Source organism: Sorangiineae bacterium MSr11367 (assembly GCA_037157805.1).
GTDB classification, from domain to species: Bacteria; Myxococcota_A; Polyangia; order Polyangiales; family Polyangiaceae; genus Pendulispora; species Pendulispora rubella.
The window spans coordinates 11,350,102-11,366,922 of record CP089983.1 but is presented as its reverse complement, the minus strand read 5'-3'; the positions used below and the strand labels follow the sequence as shown (position 1 = coordinate 11,366,922).

Annotated in this window: 15 protein-coding genes; 7 read left to right on the top strand and 8 right to left on the bottom strand. The window is 68.0% G+C overall.

Annotation, left to right across the window (positions count from 1 at the left end; genetic code table 11):
- Window positions 1–159: 159 nt before the first annotated feature.
- The 4 genes from LVJ94_44195 to LVJ94_44180 form a co-directional block, all read right to left on the bottom strand.
- Window positions 160–1,542 carry a sigma-54 dependent transcriptional regulator gene (locus LVJ94_44195; protein WXB03896.1) on the bottom strand — a complete coding sequence of 461 codons (1,383 nt, stop codon included), beginning with the start codon at window positions 1,540–1,542 and terminating at the stop codon, window positions 160–162.
- Window positions 1,539–4,469, bottom strand: a complete 2,931-nt coding sequence (locus tag LVJ94_44190; GenBank protein WXB03895.1) for an ATP-binding protein — start codon at window positions 4,467–4,469, stop codon at window positions 1,539–1,541. The genes LVJ94_44195 and LVJ94_44190 overlap by 4 nt, the downstream gene beginning before the upstream one ends.
- Window positions 4,469–4,648, bottom strand: coding sequence for a hypothetical protein (locus tag LVJ94_44185; protein ID WXB03894.1), 180 nt, complete (start codon window positions 4,646–4,648; stop codon window positions 4,469–4,471). Before LVJ94_44185 ends, LVJ94_44190 begins: the two co-directional genes overlap by 1 nt.
- Window positions 4,649–4,743: 95 nt before the next feature.
- Window positions 4,744–5,544 (bottom strand): helix-turn-helix domain-containing protein, encoded by an 801-nt coding sequence (locus tag LVJ94_44180; protein WXB03893.1) that lies wholly within the window; start codon window positions 5,542–5,544, stop codon window positions 4,744–4,746.
- A 92-nt stretch (window positions 5,545–5,636) separates the two neighbouring features.
- Between LVJ94_44180 and LVJ94_44175 the strand changes: the two genes are divergently transcribed.
- The gene (locus tag LVJ94_44175; protein WXB03892.1) at window positions 5,637–7,025 is read left to right on the top strand and encodes a hypothetical protein; all 1,389 of its coding nucleotides are present in this window, start codon (window positions 5,637–5,639) and stop codon (window positions 7,023–7,025) included.
- Window positions 7,022–8,323: a hypothetical protein gene (locus LVJ94_44170; protein ID WXB03891.1), complete on the top strand. Its 1,302-nt coding sequence runs from the start codon at window positions 7,022–7,024 to the stop codon at window positions 8,321–8,323. Before LVJ94_44175 ends, LVJ94_44170 begins: the two co-directional genes overlap by 4 nt.
- Here LVJ94_44170 and LVJ94_44165 read toward each other — a convergent pair whose 3' ends face one another.
- A complete protein-coding gene (locus LVJ94_44165) occupies window positions 8,324–9,874 on the bottom strand; it encodes a serine/threonine protein kinase (protein ID WXB10803.1) in 1,551 nt (516 codons plus the stop codon).
- A 198-nt stretch (window positions 9,875–10,072) separates the two neighbouring features.
- On the opposite strand from LVJ94_44165, the gene LVJ94_44160 reads away from it, so the two are divergent.
- From LVJ94_44160 to LVJ94_44150, 3 genes are read left to right on the top strand one after another with little or no spacing between them, the layout of a single operon-like run.
- A complete protein-coding gene (locus tag LVJ94_44160) occupies window positions 10,073–11,317 on the top strand; it encodes a hypothetical protein (protein ID WXB03890.1) in 1,245 nt (414 codons plus the stop codon).
- Window positions 11,318–11,373: 56 nt separating this feature from the next.
- Window positions 11,374–11,871, top strand: a complete 498-nt coding sequence (locus LVJ94_44155) for a hypothetical protein (GenBank protein ID WXB03889.1) — start codon at window positions 11,374–11,376, stop codon at window positions 11,869–11,871.
- A 24-nt stretch (window positions 11,872–11,895) separates the two neighbouring features.
- On the top strand, window positions 11,896–12,825 hold the full coding sequence (locus tag LVJ94_44150; protein ID WXB03888.1) for a peptidyl-prolyl cis-trans isomerase: 930 nt from the start codon (window positions 11,896–11,898) through the stop codon (window positions 12,823–12,825).
- Here the strand turns inward: LVJ94_44150 and rnc are convergent.
- Window positions 12,822–13,610 carry a ribonuclease III gene (gene rnc / locus LVJ94_44145; GenBank protein WXB03887.1) on the bottom strand — a complete coding sequence of 263 codons (789 nt, stop codon included), beginning with the start codon at window positions 13,608–13,610 and terminating at the stop codon, window positions 12,822–12,824. The genes LVJ94_44150 and rnc overlap by 4 nt on opposite strands.
- On the bottom strand, window positions 13,607–13,912 hold the full coding sequence (locus LVJ94_44140) for a 4a-hydroxytetrahydrobiopterin dehydratase (GenBank protein WXB03886.1): 306 nt from the start codon (window positions 13,910–13,912) through the stop codon (window positions 13,607–13,609). Before LVJ94_44140 ends, rnc begins: the two co-directional genes overlap by 4 nt.
- A 53-nt stretch (window positions 13,913–13,965) precedes the next feature.
- Between LVJ94_44140 and LVJ94_44135 the strand changes: the two genes are divergently transcribed.
- Together LVJ94_44135 and LVJ94_44130 are read left to right on the top strand one after the other, a co-directional pair.
- Complete coding sequence (locus LVJ94_44135; GenBank protein ID WXB03885.1) at window positions 13,966–14,580, top strand: hypothetical protein; 615 nt, start codon at window positions 13,966–13,968, stop codon at window positions 14,578–14,580.
- A 77-nt stretch (window positions 14,581–14,657) separates the two neighbouring features.
- Window positions 14,658–15,473 carry a hypothetical protein gene (locus LVJ94_44130; GenBank protein ID WXB03884.1) on the top strand — a complete coding sequence of 272 codons (816 nt, stop codon included), beginning with the start codon at window positions 14,658–14,660 and terminating at the stop codon, window positions 15,471–15,473.
- Window positions 15,474–15,475: 2 nt separating this feature from the next.
- Here the strand turns inward: LVJ94_44130 and LVJ94_44125 are convergent, their stop codons facing one another.
- Complete coding sequence (locus LVJ94_44125; protein ID WXB03883.1) at window positions 15,476–16,807, bottom strand: sigma 54-interacting transcriptional regulator; 1,332 nt, start codon at window positions 16,805–16,807, stop codon at window positions 15,476–15,478.
- Window positions 16,808–16,821: the final 14 nt, after the last annotated feature.

Below are 16,821 nucleotides of genomic sequence, written 5' to 3'. Positions count from 1 at the left end.
AGTCCGTTCGGAGCGATCTCTTGTTGAGGAATGTCATTCCCGTGGGCATGCCGCGCCCACATGCAAACGGCGCGCCCGTGCTAACTACTTGAGAACACTGGAGACTTATCTCGAAAAGGTCACCGACGGAAACACTGCGCGCGGGAGTGTCACCTCCCGTCACGCCGGACGCGAGCGGGGGATGCCCAGCCGGGCGCGGCGTTCCCAGAGCGCCTTGCGGCTGATGCCCAGGCGGCGTGCCAGCTCCGTCTCGGACATGCCGTCCTGGTGTTCGAGCACGAAGCGGCGGAAGTAATCCTCGAGGGTCTCCCCGCCGGGGCGGACCGCGCTCTCGTCGGGCTCGCGGCTCGCGTCGTCGCTGGGGCTGGTGCCCTCGACCGGGAAGGTGCCCGGTTCGTCGAGCGCGAGCAGCTCGGGGGTGATGCGGCCGGTGTCGCAGAGGATGACCGCGCGTTCGATGGCGTTGTCGAGCTCGCGCACGTTGCCCGGCCAATGGTAGTCGTGGATGGCGGTGAGCGACGGGGCCGTGAACGAGAGCCCGGACTTGCCCAGCCGGCGCATCGCCTGCTCGAGCAGGTGCTGCGCGAGGTCGTCGATGTCCTCGCCGCGGTCGCGCAGTGGCGGCAGGAGGATGTCGACCACGCGCAGGCGGAAGTAGAGATCTTGGCGGAACTGGCCGGCCTGCACCATCTGGGGCAGGTCGCGGTGGGTGGCCGCGATGACGCGCACGTCGATGCGCCGCGTGCGGGTCGCGCCCACCCGGCGGACCTCGCCCTCTTGGAGCGCGCGCAGGAGACGCGCCTGTGCGGCCGCAGGCAGCTCGCCGATTTCGTCCAGGAACAGCGTGCCACCCGCGGCGGCTTCGACCAACCCGGTGTGCGTGCCGGCGGCGCCGGTGAAGGCGCCTTTCTCGTGCCCGAACAGCTCCGATTCGATGAGTCCCTCGGGGATCGCGGCGCAATTGACCGCCACGATGGGCGCGTCGCAGCGTGGACTGCACTCGTGGATCGCGCGGGCGACCAGCTCTTTGCCGGTGCCCGACTCGCCGCGAATGAGCACCGTTGCGTCGGTGGGGGCGACCTTGGTGATGCGCGCGAACACGTCCTGCATGCCCGGGCTGCGGCCGATCATCCCCGAGACGGGAAAGCTGCGCTCCACGTCGCTGCGCAGGGCGGCGACTTGGCGGCGCAGGCGCCCTTGCGCGAGCAAGCGGTCGACCAGCATGAGCAGCTCGTCGTGGTTGAAGGGCTTGGCCACGTAGTCGGCCGCGCCCATCTTCATGGCCTCGACCGCGGACTTCACGGTGGCGTAACTCGTCATGACCAGGACCGGGGTCGCGCCCGCGCGCTCGATGAGGTCCGTTCCCAAGGCACCGGGCAGACGCAGATCGGTGATGACCAGATCGAAGGCGTCGAGATCGCCCTCGCGGGCGACCTCGGCGACCGAGCCGGCCTCGCTCACGTCATGGCCATGGCGTGCGAGCAGTCGGTGGATCTCGCCACGGATGATGGGTTCGTCTTCGACCACGAGGATCCTGCTCATGCGCCCTCCCCCAACGGACCTTCGGGCAACTCGACCGTGACCGTGGTGCCCTCGCCCAGGGCGCTGGCCACGTCCACGGTGCCACCATGTTCCATCACGATGCTGTAGACCAGGGTCAAGCCTAGACCGGTGCCATGCCCAGGCTCCTTGGTCGTGTAGAACGGTTCGAAGATGCGTCCACGTACCTCGGGCGACATGCCGGTGCCGTGATCGCGGACGCGGAGGCGCACGCGACGATCGCTGCGCTCGGCGTCGACCCTGACCCGGCCGTGCGGCGGCGAGGCGTCGCAGGCGTTGGTCAGCAGGTTCACCATGACTTGCTCGAGGCGCTGGCGATCGCGCGGCACCATCAGATCCCGCGGCACGTCGACGTCGAAATGAATGTCACGGCCCGAACGCCCCAGCCGGGTTAGCGTGAGCGCATCGGCGACCACGTCCGCGATGGGCACCGCCATGGGCGCCGCCGCCTGGCGCCGGCCTGCCGCTCCCCCTGCACGCGCGAAGCCCACCAACGATTGCACGATGCGATCGATGCGCTGGGTCTGTTCGACGATGAGCTTGAGTCGCTCGGCCTGGTCGGGTTGGTTCGCGTCGCTGGCCTCGCTCTCCAGGTTTTGCGCCAGCGACGCGATGCCCGTCAGCGGGTTGCCGATCTCGTGGGCCACGCCCGCGGCGAGCCTGCCGATCGACGCGAGGCGGTCCTGGTGGGCCACGCGCGCTTGCAGTTCTTTCTGCTCGGTGCGGTCCTGGACCACGAGCACCAACCCGCCGTCCTTCGCGGCCGCGGCATCGGAGGCGATGGCGGCGCGGCGCAGTGCGAGCTGGCGCACGTGCCCGTCGGACTCGCTCTCTTGCTCGGCGCTGGCGGGACCGCCCTCGGCGAAGCTGCCCAGCATGGGGCCCCAAGGCGGCGGCAGGTCGTGCAGGCGCTGGCCGAGCGCGCGCTCGGGCGCGACCCCGCTCATGGCCGCCATCGCTTGGTTCCAGACCGCGACGTCGCCGGCCGGACCGAGCACGCACACGCCCACCGGGAGCTCCTGCAGCACGTCGCGCAAGAAGCGGCGGGCCTCCTCCAGCGCGTGTGCGGGGCCTTCGAGGCGCGCGGCGGCCAGGCGCTCCTCCACGTAGCGCAACTGCGCCGAGAGCAGGGTCTGAAAGGTCACCTCGAGGGCCAACCGCTCGTCGACGATCATGCGCGCGGTCACAGGGCCGACGAGGCCGGACAGATTCTGCTCCACGCGATCGCGCAGGAGGCGCAATCGGTCGGCGCGACTCTCGTCTTCGGGCATGCCCAGACCGCGTCGGGCGTGATCGACCTCGAAACGGGCCACGGATGCACCGAGCACGGGCGCGAGCCTGGCCGCAAACTGCGCGGCCGACGTGGCGTCGACGGGCGCGGCGAGTGTGACGCTCGAGCGGCGCCGGCAGACCTCGGCGGCCTCACTTTCGGCGGCGGTTGGCGGGCGCATGCTGGAACCGACCACGAACCCGATCGCGTTGGCCCCGAGCGTGAACGCAGTGGTGAAGGCCCACGGGTCGCCGCCGAGCGCGAGGCGCGCCAGCCAGTTCCAGCTCGCGGGCAGCACGCCCGAGGATGCGAGCAGCGGCACGATGGGCGTGGCCACCCAGGCGACGATGCCCACGCTCAGGCCCAGAACCAGTCCGCGCGCGGTGGCCCGCGGCCAGATCAGCACGCCGACCAGGCCGGGAATGAGCTGCGCCACCGCCACGAACGAGACGAGTCCGATCTCGACCAGGCGGGTGTTGTTGCGGACTAGGAGGTATACGCCGTAGCCCGCGAGCACGATGGCCGCGACCAGGCAGCGCCGCACCCAACGCAGGCGCCGGTAGACCATCTCGGTCACGCCGGTGAGCGGGACGATGAGATGGTTCTGCACCATGCCCGCGAGCGCCACGGTGGTCACCATGATCATCGCGCCCGTGGCGGAAAGCGCACCCAAGAAGACCACCGCGGCCAGCACGGTGGATCCCGAAGCGCGCGTCACCTCGAGGACGAAGTAGTCGGCATGCCCGCCCAGATGCAGCGCCCGGCCGGCCCAGAGCACGAGGGGCACCGCCAGGTTGAGCAGGAGCAGGTAGAGCGGCAGTGCCCACGAGGCTGCACGCAGCCCCGCCGGGCTCCCCTCGGTGAAGCCCATTTGCCACTGCCGCGGCAGCATGAAGATCGCGTTCGCGCTCAGCAGGAGAAGCGCGAGCCAGGAGTGATCGCGCGCGGGGCGAGCTAGCTGCTCGAGCGCCTCGGGGTGATCGGTCAGCCAGGTGCGGAGGCCATGGGGCCCGCCTAGCACGATGAACAGCGCGTAGCCGCCCACGGCGGCGAGCCCGATCAGTTTCACGAGCGACTCGAGGGCCACGGCGGCCACGAAGCCGTCGTGGCGATCGCGCACCGACAGGTGGCGCGCGCCATAGACCACGCCGAAAACGGTGAGGAAGCCACTCGTGACGAGCGCGATCGGCCCGCGGGTTTGCTCCCCGCCCAGCACGGAGACCGCCTCGACCGCGGCCTTCAATTGGAGCGCCTGGTACGGCAAGCTGCCCGCGAGCAGGAACACGGTCACCAACGCGCCGACCGCGTGGCTGTGGTAGCGGTACGCGAACAGGTCGGCCAGACTGGCCAGCTGCCGCTCCTTCACCAGACGGCAGAGTGGCGCCCAGACGATCGGCACGAGCAGGCACGACGCCGTCGCGCCCACGTAGATGGCGAGGAAGCGCCAGCCCTCCACGGCCGCGAACCCCACCGAGCCGAAGAAGGTCCACGAGGTGGCGTAGACGCCGAGCGCCAGCGCGGTGGTCATGGGATGGCGCGACCAGGTGAGGCCGTGGCCACGATCGACGAGCGCGGCAACCAGGAACAGGAGGCCGAGGTAGCCGACCGCCAGCCCGACGAGTGTGGTCGTGCCGAGCATCAGAGTCCCCGCCGGCGCAGGGCGAAGGCGGCCCCGATCGCCGCCAGCCAGAGCGCGTAGACGAGCCACCAGGAGCCGGGCGCATCGACCCAGAGCAGGCGCAGCGGGGTGCCGAAAAGCAGGAAGATGCCTGCTGCCAGCGCCGGGGCGGCTACACCAGGTCGGGACTTCGGACTCATCGGCGCCATGGCAACTGCGGCGGCGACCCCCCCTTTGGGCCTTCAGTGTCCCGGGGCGTCGACGGAGGCGCAAGCGACAATTCGCGAAATTCGCCTCAATGCGTGCGCAAGATGTCGCTCGGCGTGTAACCAATCAGACGGCGGCACGTGCGCGAGAAGTGGGCATGATCCGAGAACCCCGCGAGGGCCGCCGCCATCGAAAGCGATGCGCCGGACACGGCGATGCGCAGGCAGTGGACCAAGCGATTCCAAAGGAGCCATGCGCGCGGCGAAATGCCGACATCGCGTAGAAAGAGCGCGCGAAAATGTTGGGCCGTGATGTTCAGTGGGAGTCCGCTGGCCGAGTCATCGCTTTCGCCGAGGTTCGCGCGGAAGTAGTCGAGTGCGCGTTCGACGCGCCGGTCGAAGCGTGCAGGCTGCAACGAACGCGGAAACGCAATTTCGTGGAGCTCGTCCCCCAGTCCCACGAGATGCCCTTTGCTCTCGAGGTGATGGCGCGCCGACCACACGGCTTCGCGCAGCCGCCGGGCCACCGCGGCATCCACCGCCGACGTGCGTCCCAGGGCTCGCGCAATCCGACTGGCATCGCGGTTCTCTTCGGGGTCCAACACCAGGGTGACCACCGGACCGCGGCTGGTCACGAGCGACGGCATATCGCTCGGGCTCAAGAGCACCGGCGCCCGCACGGTCCACCCGCCGGGCTCACGTATCGTTAGCTCCGACTCGAGGGCCACCCGCAACTTGACCGCATGCGACCGGTGGTTCGTCGTTCCGAGCGACGGCGCGAAGCGCGTAGCCCTCGCCTGCCCAATGACGAGCAACGCATTCGCAGCGGCATCGCGCGCGTTGTCCGCGCGGAATCCGCGTCCGTGAGAAGCGTCGATAGAGTCGCCCATCAAACCACGCAGGTTACCTCGCGCGGTTCTCCCTTCGCAATGGGGTCCCTTGCGGCCTACACCTGCGCCGTGGTGTAGCCTAGACTTGCACGATGATGGAGTGTCGCCGCGTGCGCATGCTTTTGGTCGCGCTCGCGGGATGCACCGCGGCGGCGTGCGGTGTGTTCATCGGCCTGGAGGAGCTCCCGCCCATAGGACGCGGGCCGGACGGCGGTGGCGATGCCGCCGACGACGCTCGCCCGAACGGGGCGAGCGACGCCGGCGCCGATGCCGACGCTCAGGCAAGCAGCGCCGGAAAGCTGGATCCGGCGTTTGGCGATCGCGGAGTCGTGGTCGTGTCGGTGCCTTTCGAGAAGGCAGGTGGGTCATCCTTGGTGCTGGACGGTGACGAGATCGTGCTCATCGTCTCGGGCGACGACGCGGGCAAGGTCGTGGCCATCCGTTGCTCCAACGCCGGGAGCTGCGACTCCGCCCATCCCGTGACGCTCCCCGCGCCGCCCTCGTCGATGATCCGCGCGATCGCCGTTCCCGCTCCTTGGGCCGATCCGCATGCGGCCGGGATCCTCGTCTACGGGGTGCAAGACAAGCCTGGTTCCGACTACGAAAACGTCGTGCATCTCTGGAGGGTCACACGCGGCGAGCCGATGGCTGTCTCCGTGCTGGCGAGCGAGACGTTGCACGCGCCGTACGTGAGGCTCGGAACGGCCTTCGCCGTGGGGGCCTCGCGAAGCGTGGCCGTCGACGACTCGGCGCCCGACGAGGACGCAGGCCGGTTGAATCTCCGTGCCTACCTGCCCGATGGGGCTGCGGATCCGAGCTTCGGTCGCCACGGTCTGGTGACCTTTGGGCCAACCGCCATTCACTTATCCCCGTCGGATGCTCTCGTGCAGGAAGATGGCCGAATCGTCGTCGCAGCCACCGCCTTCGACGACGCTACGGGCTTTTTTTCGTTGCGCTTCGAGAACGATGGCGGCGCCGATCGCTCGTTCGGGCAGGAAGGTGGCGTCGCTCGTTCGAGCCGCCTCGTGGATGTGCAATCGCTCGTACGGCTCGGTGGCGGCTACCTGCTCGGCGGCCGAGAGCCGGGCGGGCGCGGTGCGCTCCTTCGGCTCCAGGGAGATGGCCGCGAAGATCCATCGTATTGGGACGCCCGAGATGGCGGCGCCATATACGCATTCGAGCAAGACGATGACGCGGGCGTGCCCGCACCGACGAACATCAATGCGCTCGGAATCGAACCCAGCGGAACGATCGTCGTGTTCGGATCGACGTTCGGACTGCTGACGCCCCCCGTGTTGATGCTCGCGCGCGTTTCCCGCAGCGGGCTCGATCCCGCATTTGGTAAAATGGGACAAATCGTGGTGGATGAAGGATTCATCGCGCAACATGCAAGCATGGCCCTTCAAGCGGACAGGAAGGTCGTCATCACGTGGGTCTCCGGCGATGGCTTCGTGAAAGTGGCCCGCTACCTACTCGAATGAAGGCTGCCCGTTCGCATGCCCTTCGAGCGCCGGTCGTGGCGCTGCTCTCGTGCTCCTTCGTCGCGGCGTGCACCGCGCTTCTCGGCGTGGACGATCTTCCAGGCCGCGCGAGTGCCAAGGATGGCGGCCCCGAGCCGCCCGCGGAGGGTGGCGCCGACGCCGGTATCGCTCCCGGGTCGCTCGACCCGACGTTCGGCCATCACGGAGTGGCCATCGTCCCGGGGGCCTTCCCATCGCAAGCCGCTTGGGTGATCGCGGATGGCGACGATCTGGTCTTGCTCGTCTTGTCCGACCAGCCGACCCTCCGTGCCATCCGTTGTTCCGGTGACGGAGTGTGCGATACGGCGCACCCTGCGACGTTGTTCGTCGGGCAAAGTGCCAACGACGTCTTGGCGACGGCAGCCACCGTGGATCCGAGCGGAAATGGCGTGCTGGTCTATTTCAAGACGAGGACGGCTACCGGGGACGTCATTTCGGCGAACCTGTCGCGGGTCACGCGGGATGGGCGAGTCTCCGTCCTGGCTCGCGATGCGAATCTTTCCGGCAGCCCGGCCGTCCTCACGGCAAATCGCACACGAATCGTGATCGCAGACGTCTCGACAGACAGTGCAGCATTGACCCTTCTCGCCCGCCTCGAAGACGGCGGTCCCGATCGTCACTTCGGCGGCGATGGGGCCGTAACCGTGCAGCCCTTCGTGAATCCGTCGGTTAGAGGAGTCCTTGCCCACGAGAACGGTCAAGTCGTGGTGGCAGGTTCGGAGTCGATCACCGGCCCGACGTTCTGGGCGCGGCTCTCCGACGACGGTGGCCTCGATACGGCATTCGGGGCGGACGGCGGCATCGGAGGGTCGAGTTTCGCGACGGATATCGGTGCGCTCGTGGCCGACGACACCGGCTATCTGCTGGGCGCCACCCGCAGCAATGCGCGCGGGGTCCTCGTTCGATTGACACGAGAGGGTCGCGTCGACCCATCGCAGTGGGATGGGGGGACCTTCCTCTTTCCCTCGTTTGCCAACCAGGAGCTCGCCGTGTCGAATGTCGACGCCGTCACGTACCAGCGGGACGGAGCCATCCTCGCCTTGGCTACGGCGCATCGACCCATCCCCGGCGATCTCGCGGTGCTCGTACGCGTCCGAGGAAATGAGCTCGATCCCCACTTTGGTCAGAACGGCATGACCGTCGTCTCGGACGGCACGACGGGAACGCACAGCCTTGCCATTCAACGAAACGGGAAAGCCGTCGTGGCATGGAGCGATCGCGATGGCTCCGTGCGTGTCGCTCGCTACGTCGTGGAATAGCTACTTGTGCCGCACGGGCGGCTTCTTCTTCTTCACACCAGGCTTCGCCGTGCCTGGGCGGTGCGTGGCGGCGGTGCCCGGGCGTGCCGGGGAGGCGGAGGCATCGCGGCCGGCGACGGCGGGCTCCTCTTCCTCTTCTTCGTCGCCGGCGTCGCCCGCATCGGCCGCCGCCGCATCGACACCGGCGTCGGTGGCGAGGTTTCCGGCGGGGACGCTTTCGACGCGGCCGCCGCTCGTCGTGGTGCCCGAGTCGGCGGAGACCGATTCACCCGTCGTGGGAATCGCGTTGGCGATGGCCTTCTCCACCTCTTTGACCACTTGCTCGGAGGACGACGCGGCGCTCTTCACCGTTTCCGGATCGGGCAGAAGGTCGTTCTCCCTGGCCACGGACATCAATCGATCGCGCATCACCCAGGCGCCCGCGCCCAAGATGCCCACGAAGGCCAGGCTCAACACCGTGCGGGTGAAGCCGCTCCGTTTGGGAGGAATGCCCGCTTCGGCGGCCGCCTTCTTCTGCCAGGAGGGATCCGTCTTCGCCATCGGGCGCGGCGTCTGCTTGCGGATCTCCGGCTTGATGCGCGCCGCGTTCAACGTGGGCATGCGCGATTCGTCGGCCAAGGTTCGGCGCGCGCGTGCCGCCGAAGTCCGCGCGGACTCCGACCCGAAAGGCGCCAAGGCCTCGGCCAAGGCGGCCACGTCGTCGTAGCGGTGCTCCGGCTCCTTCTCGAGGCACCTCAGAATGACGTCTTCCAGCGCCTCGGGCATTTCCGGATGCAGAAGGCGCAGCGGAATCGGTGGGTCGGCTGCCACTTGTGCGCAAATCGAAATCGCCGTTTCACCGTCGAACGGCAGCTGCCCGGTGAGCAGTTCGAACAGAATGATCCCGAGGGACCAAATGTCCGAGCGCCGGTCCACCGTCTTCGCGTTCCGGATTTGTTCCGGGGACATGTACAGCGGCGACCCCATCATCACGTGGGTGCGCGTCAGCTGCCACTGCTTCTGCCCCATGATCTCTTCGCCGATCTTCGAGATGCCGAAGTCGAGCACCTTGATGAGCGGCGTATTGTCGGAGCGGCGCGTGAGGAACACGTTGCCGGGCTTCAGATCGCGGTGGACGATCCCGATGCGGTGCGCGTCGGCCATGGCCTCGCACGCTTGCAGCAGGTAATCGACCGCCTCCTCGATCGGAATATTCTTTCGTCGCTCGATAAGTTCGCCGAGATCGGATCCGACGAGGTACTCCATCACGATGTACGGCGCGCCCGTGTCCGTATGGCCCACGTCCATGATGCGAACGACGTGTTCGTTGCGGATGTTGGCGGCGGCCTGGGCCTCGCGATGGAAACGTTCGACGGCGGAAGGCACGGCGAGCGCGTCGGGAAGCAGCATTTTTACGGCCACGCGCTGGCCCATGATCATGTGCTGCGCGGCGAAGACCACGCCCATGCCGCCGACCGCAAGCACCCGCTCGACGCGGAACTTGCCCGCGATCACGTCCCCCTCTTTGGGCAGGGGCACCACTGGGCCGCTTGCGGTCACCTCTTCCGCCATACGTCGCACAAGATACACGACGCTAGCTCGCTCGCGCGAGTCTCCCCGGTCGTTCGGGTTTTCGCCGCCTCGCTTCCGCCCCCCGCCTCTACTTCTGCGCCCCGGGGACGAGTTACACTGACAAGTGGGCCGCGTTCTGACAGCATCCTTACCGTGAGCCCGCGGTCGATCCGGGTTGAGCTCCCGAGCCACCGCTTGGTGACGCTTCGTGCAAAAGACGACGGAAAGATCGTCCCGCGAAGTTCTGCCCTGCCGTTCAATGGCGCCCGAAAACTCTTCACCTCGGGGGATGTCACCATCCTCGAGAAAGAGGCCCCGGTGGACGTGGAGACGCTCGCCCTCGGAGACTTTCACGCCATCCGGGCCATCGCGGCCCGCCTCGGCTGGCTGGACGAGGAGCCCATCGAGATCTCCTGCGTCAACTGCGAGCAGCCCATGCGGGTCACGCCCTGCGAGACCTTGGCCCTCGGTCCTTTCGAGGAGCGCGCCCTCTCCGATGCCGAGCTCGACACCACGCTGGCCTTTGGAACGGTGCACCCGCTCCCGTCCCTGTCGACGGAGAAATACGAACCGTCCACCGTCGTGTTCCGCCCCATCACCTTGGGCGAGGCGGTGCCGTTGCACACGGCGTTGGGGCGATCGCGTCTTCGCATCACCGCCGCCTTCGTGACCGGGATGGGCATCGAGGCCCTCGGCAAAGAGCGCGCACCCGAGCGGATCGCCGCCGTGCTGCGCACGTGCTCGGACCACGCGTTTCATGCGCTGACGAGCTTCTTTTTAATGTCGCATTATCCCCCGCGTCTTTTTGCGATGGCCCGCTGTTCGAACTGCGGCGCTCGCAACGATGTGGATGCGCCGTACGAACGCGAATTTGCCCTGGACGAAGCTCCGCCCGATCTTGCGACTTCGCCGCGATCAAACGAGGAAGCCGTCTTCGTATCGTTCGACGATTTTGCTGCAAAGGCCGAGCAAATCTACGCGGACATCATTCCCGACGAGGCCAAGAGCGAGCTCACTTTCCTCGTGGAGGGCGGAACACCTGCGTGCGACGACGGCGGCGATCCGCTGCTCGGAAGCTACGTGCCCCCGCACCCGGGCGACGACATGAACCCGTCGCGGCAAGGCGAAATCACCGTATTTTACCGAACATTTCGTGCGGCCTGGGAAGACGAAGGGGATTTCGACTGGGAGGGCGAGCTCGAGGAGACCATCGAGCACGAGTTCGAGCATCACATCGGCTTTCTGCGCGGGAGCGATCCGACGGACGAAGAGGAACGTGCGGAGATCGACATCGAAGCCGTCCGGATCCACGGAAGACGCACGTTGGTTCGGCGTGGTGTCAGCGCATTCGGGCACGACGTGTTGGACTTCTGGCGAAGGACCTGGTTCTTTTGGATCCTCGCTCTCATCGCGATGGCTGCGCTCACATGGAGTAGGAATTGAGCGGTGCAGGTATGCCGTTTGACAAGTTTCATTGATGAGGGCTAACTTTTTAGTCGATGCCAAAAGAGAAGACAGCGGCGAAACCGGGGCGGGGTCGGGCCTCAGCACCACCTCGCGCACCGAATCGCCGCGGTAGTCCCGAGGCCATCGAGAAGCGCCGCGCGGCGCGCATGTTCAACGACGTTCTTGGCGGGCGCGGTCTCTCGGCGCAAAAGCTCGACGGGCGCACGGAGAAGAGGCGTCAGCGCCTGCTCCGCGAGCTGGAAAACGGCACCGCCCGCGGCGCTCGCGAACTGAAGCCACTCGACGTGCTCCAGCGCGTCGAAGAGCTGCTCGAGCTCGGCGAGCCCCTGGCGTCCATCCGCAAGGTCTCCAAAATGCGCAAACCGCCCGCGTTTCCCGAGGGGGTGGTGGACGTGGTCGAGCGGTTGCACAAGGCGTACGGCTTTCGCCCGGAGACGTACCGCTTCGTGGGCATCGGCGAGGACGTGCTGCGCGAGGCGGGCGTCTTGAGCGACGAGGCGCCGCGCCGAAGAACCCGCAAGGCTCGGTAAAGTGCGCTAAGAAGGGGGCCCTCGATGCGCCCTCGTTTCGTCTCCGTGACCTTGCTTCTCCTGTTCGTTGCGGCGCCTTCGCACGCGACGAAGCCGGATGCACCGAAGTCCGAGGCCGTGGTGGCGAAAGTAGGCGCACGCACCGTGACCGCCGCCGAGCTCGAAGCGCGGCTGGCGACGATTCCCGCGTTTCAGCTGCGCACCTTCGGCGAGACGCCCGAGGCGATCAAAAAGGGTGTGCTCGAGCGGGTGATCGTGCCGGAGCTTTTGCTCGAGCAAGGCGCCGAGGCGAAGCACCTGGAGACGGACCGCGGCGTGGCGGAGCGCCTTTCGCGCGCGCAGGCGCAGGCGACGGTGCGCGCGCTGCGTGCGCAGGTGGGCACGGCGGTCTCGGCGGAGGAGATCAAGCGCTACTTCGAGGAGAACCGCGGGCGGTTCGAGGCGCCGGAGAGCTACAACCTGTGGCGCATCCTCTGCAAAACGCGGGAGGAAGCGCTGAGCGTGCTCGAGGACGCGAAAAAGGACGGGCAGCTCGCCAAGTTCCAATCGCTGGCCGAGTCGCACAGCATCGACCAGGCGACGTACCTGCGCGGTGGCAACCTCGGTTTCGTCAACGCGGAGGGCGTCTCCAACGAGGCGGGCCTCCGGGTCGAGCCGGCCTTGGTCAAGGCCGCCCTTTCCGTCAAAGACGGCGAATTCGTGCCCGCCCCGGTGGAAGAGGCGGGTGCCTGGGCGGTCATTTGGCGCCGCGGCACCGTCGGCGCGAGCCGTCGCACCCTCGAGGAGCTCATGCCGCGCATCCGCGACATGATTCTCCGCCAACGCCTCGACACCGCCGTCTCCAAACTCGTCACCGACCTGCGCACCCGCGACGTCCGCGATCTCAACGAGTCCTTGCTCCCCGGCCTCCCCGTCGCCGACAAAGAGACGGTCGTCCCCCGCAAGCGGCCTTAGCCCTTCTCGCCGCTGCCGTCGCGGAGTCCGACTTGGTAGCCGGGGACGGGAACGGTGAGCGGCACCGATTCGGAGCCGCCGAGGTTCTCCAATGCGGCAGCAGCTGCGGCGCGTTCGGCGAGGCGCTTCGAGGGGCCTTCGCCGGCGGCGAGGACTTGTTCGCCGACGGCGACCTCCACGCGGAAGACGCGCTCGTGCGCGGGGCCGTGCGTGGCCACCACGCGGTACGCCGGCGGGAGATTTCCTTGTGCCTGCACCCATTCTTGGAGCGCGCTCTTCGGATCGCGCCCGCCCAGGGCGCCGGCGGCGGTGGCCAGAGGCTCGCGCACCACCTCTTGCACCAAGCCGCGCGCGGCATCGAGGCCGCCGGCGGTATAGACCGCGGCCACCAATGCTTCCACGGCGTCGGCCAGCACGTTGGTGCGGAATTGCTCGCCGGCGGCGGCGGCACCGCGGCCGAGCGCCAGCGATGGCCCGATGCTCTCCGCACGCGCCCAGCGCGCGAGCGCATCCGCGTTCACCAGCGCGCTGCGCATGCGTGAGAGCGTGCCCTCGTCCGCGCCCGGATGGCTTGCGACGAGCAGCTCGCTCACGCAGAGACCCAGCACGGCGTCGCCGAGGAACTCGAGGCGCTCGTAATCGGGGGCGCCCCCCGCTTCATTGGCGTAGCTCGGATGGGTCAGCGCTTCGTCGAATCGCGGAATCTCGATGTCGCCGACCAGCGACTTGATGCGGACGAGAAGGGCGGCACGGCAGCGTATGCGCTCTTCGACGTCGCGCTTCAAGGAAGCAGCCCGTCCGTCGCTTCGGCGAGCTCCAGATCGAGCCGCGTGATGCCTCCCGCATCATGCGTCGACCAGAGAACGCGCGCGCGCCCCCAGCCCAGCTCGACATCCGGATGGTGATCGCGCCGTTCCGCGACGCAGCCGACGCGCACCACGAAGCCCAGGGCGGTGGAGAAGTCTTTGAAGCCAAACTCCTTCACGATGGCGGCTTTTGCGTCCTTCGCGGTCAGCGCGCGCTGCCATCCAGGGTGTTTTCCGAGCCAGGCGTCAACTGCCGCATCGTCGAGTTTGTCGGGCCTCATGCCGCCCGACATTGCCACGGTACGAACGGGTTGTCTCGACTATCCTTGCCGATGTGTCGCTCGTCGCTTGTCCGTTCTGCCGCGAGATGTTCGAACGAGGGGAAGCCACGCTCTGCCCTGTCTGTGGCATGGAGCTCAGGCCGCTCGAGAAGCTTCCACCGCCACTGCGCGACCACGACGGCATTCCGACCATGCCCGAGCACGAAGCGTTGCCATGGACCTATCTGGGGCGCCAAAAGGGCGTCCTCGGGCTCTTCGGGCTCTGCGGCATGGGGCTCTTTTTTCTGCCATGGATCCACGTCACCCTGCCCGATGCGTACATCCTGTCGGGCTTCGACCTGGCGCGCATCCGGGGCTGGCAATTCGGCGCCTTCGTTGCGTGGATGGTTCTGGTTCCCACCATCTTGAGCCGGCGCAGCATCGCCAAGATGCGCGGCGCGCGGGTGGTCGCGGCGTTTCTTTCCGCCATCCCGGGACTCACCGTCGGCATTTTTCTAGCCTTTCCGCAGAAAGGCGGACTCGTCCCCGTGCGCTTCGAATACGAGTGGGCCTTCTGGGCGACCTTGGCGCTTTCGCTTGCGTCGCTCGTGGCTGCGTTTCGCTTGGGTGGTCGCCTCGACGACATGCCGGTCACGCGAGGCACATCGGTTGGGCAGCACGTCCACTAGTTCAGCAAGGCGTGGTCGCCGCCGCTGACTTCGAGAAAGTGGAAGCTCGGGGGAGGGCGTGCCATGCTCACAGCGCGATGGGCTTGCCCGTACCGAACAGCCAGAATGCACGGCCTTCGGACGATCTGCTCGATCAGGTCGACGTTCCGGCGACCGTGGTGTGCGCGCGCTGCGGTTCCGTCGACTGCTCCGGTTGCGAGCTCGACGAGACCTTGTCCGGCGTCATTGCCTTCGTGGCGTGGGAGCGCCGTGAGGCTCCGTTCTTCCGCCGCCTCTGGACCACCGCCCGCGCTACGACGCGCGATCCCGATTCGTTCTTCGAAGCGCTTCCCGACGGGCCCATCACGCCCGCACTGAGCTTCGCCCTCACCAGCGAGATCCTCGCGGCCTCCGCCATGATTTTCGCCCTGCTCCCGGTGGTGGCGCTCGTGTCGCCCCTCTGGGCCAAGGAGCTCGTGCAAGACAGCGCCTCGCGCGCGCTCGCCGTTCGCGCGCTCGTCGTGGGCATCCCCATCCTCGCGTCGATGCTCGTCATGGCCCACGCCGCGCACGGCCTCGCGCTCGACGCCGGCGCTCGCCGCAGCGGTGCCCGTGGCGATCGCACGCGCGCCCTGCGTTTCGGTCTCTACGCCACGGGGTGGGACCTCGTCCTCGGCCCCCTCGGCGCCTTGATCGTCGCGTTGACCGAGGGCCTCTCCTCCGCCATCGCGCTCGGCCGCCAGGGCATGAAGCTCCCCGGCGTCAGCGCCCGCGCGTTCCTTCGCGGCGCCTACCATCTCTATGGCAACGCCGCCGACGCCTCCATGCGCGTGGCCTACCTCACCGCGGCCATCTTCTCGGTGCTCGTGGCCCTCGCGGTCCTGGTCTTCCTGATCGCGCTCGCCTTCGCGTAACGTTACTTCGCGGCGTATTTCGCCTTGAGCGATTGGAAGTAGCGGTGGGCGATGCCCGAGGCGGCGGCGGCGCGGGTGACGTTGCCGCCGTGTTTGGCGAGAACGCGCGCGACGTAGCTGCGTTCGAACTCGGCGAGGAGCTGCTGGCGGGCCTTGGCCATGGGCAGATCCTGCTCGAGGATCTCGAGAAGCACGTTGGGCTCGGGGCTTGCCGTGGTGGCCGGCGCGGTCTCGACGGCGCGCTTTCGCGGATCGATCTCGCCGGTGGCGAGGTGGCGCGCCACGGCGTTTTGGAGCTCGCGCACGTTGCCCGGCCAGGCGTGTGCCTCGAAGCGCGAAAGAAGCTCGGGCGGAAACGCACCGTCGGCCCCACCGAGGGCCGCCCAAAAATGCTCCGCGAGAAACCCCACGTCGTCGCGGCGCTTGCGCAGCGGCGGAAGCTCGATGCGCGCGACCACGAGCCGGTAGAACAGGTCCTCGCGCAGCCGGCCCTCGTCCACCGCCTTGTCGAGATCCGCACGCGACGTGGTCACGATGCGCACGTCGACCGCGAGCGCCGCATCGCCGCCGATGCGTTGCACCGCACCGCGCTCCACGGCGCGTACCAGCTTGCGCTGCACCTCGGGCGCGAGCTCCGCCGGCTCGTCGATGAGCAGCGTGCCGCCGTGCGCCTGTTCGAACAGCCCCGCGCGCGCCTCGGGCACGCCGGGAACCACGTTCGCGGCGCAGCCGAAGAGCGTCACGTCGGCCAGGCGATCGCCGACGATGGACCCGTCGAAGACCACGAACGGCCCCGCGGCGCGTGCGCTCTGCTCGTGCAGGCACTCGGCGAGCAGCTCCTTGCCCGTGCCCGTCTCTCCCTCGATGGCCACGGGGACGTTCGCCTGGGCGAGGCGCTCGGCCAAGCCGAAGACCTTGCGCATCTCGAAGCTGACACCGAGCGCCCGCCCGAACGCCGTTTGCTCGGTGAGCGCGTTCGGCGTCTCCTGTTCACCCGCCTCGACGCGAAGCACGGTGTTGCCGACGCGAATGACCTCGCCGCCGGTGAGAACGCCCTCGGTGATGCGCACGCCGTTGACGCGCGTGCCGTTGCTCGAGCGCAGGTCCTGGAGGATCAACTCGTTCACCGCCGCATCGAGCGCCAGGTGCCGGCGTGAGACGTGCCGATCGGCGAGCCGGATCACGCAGGTCGGGCTGGTGCCGACCAAGGTGCGCGACGGCTGGTTCGGATCGATGCGAAAGACCTTTCCCGCATCGGGGCCCTCCGCCACCACGAGACGAAACGACAGCGTCGGCGGGGGGGCATGCAGGTGCTTCAGCGTAAGGGCGTCCATGGCCCGTACGAAGA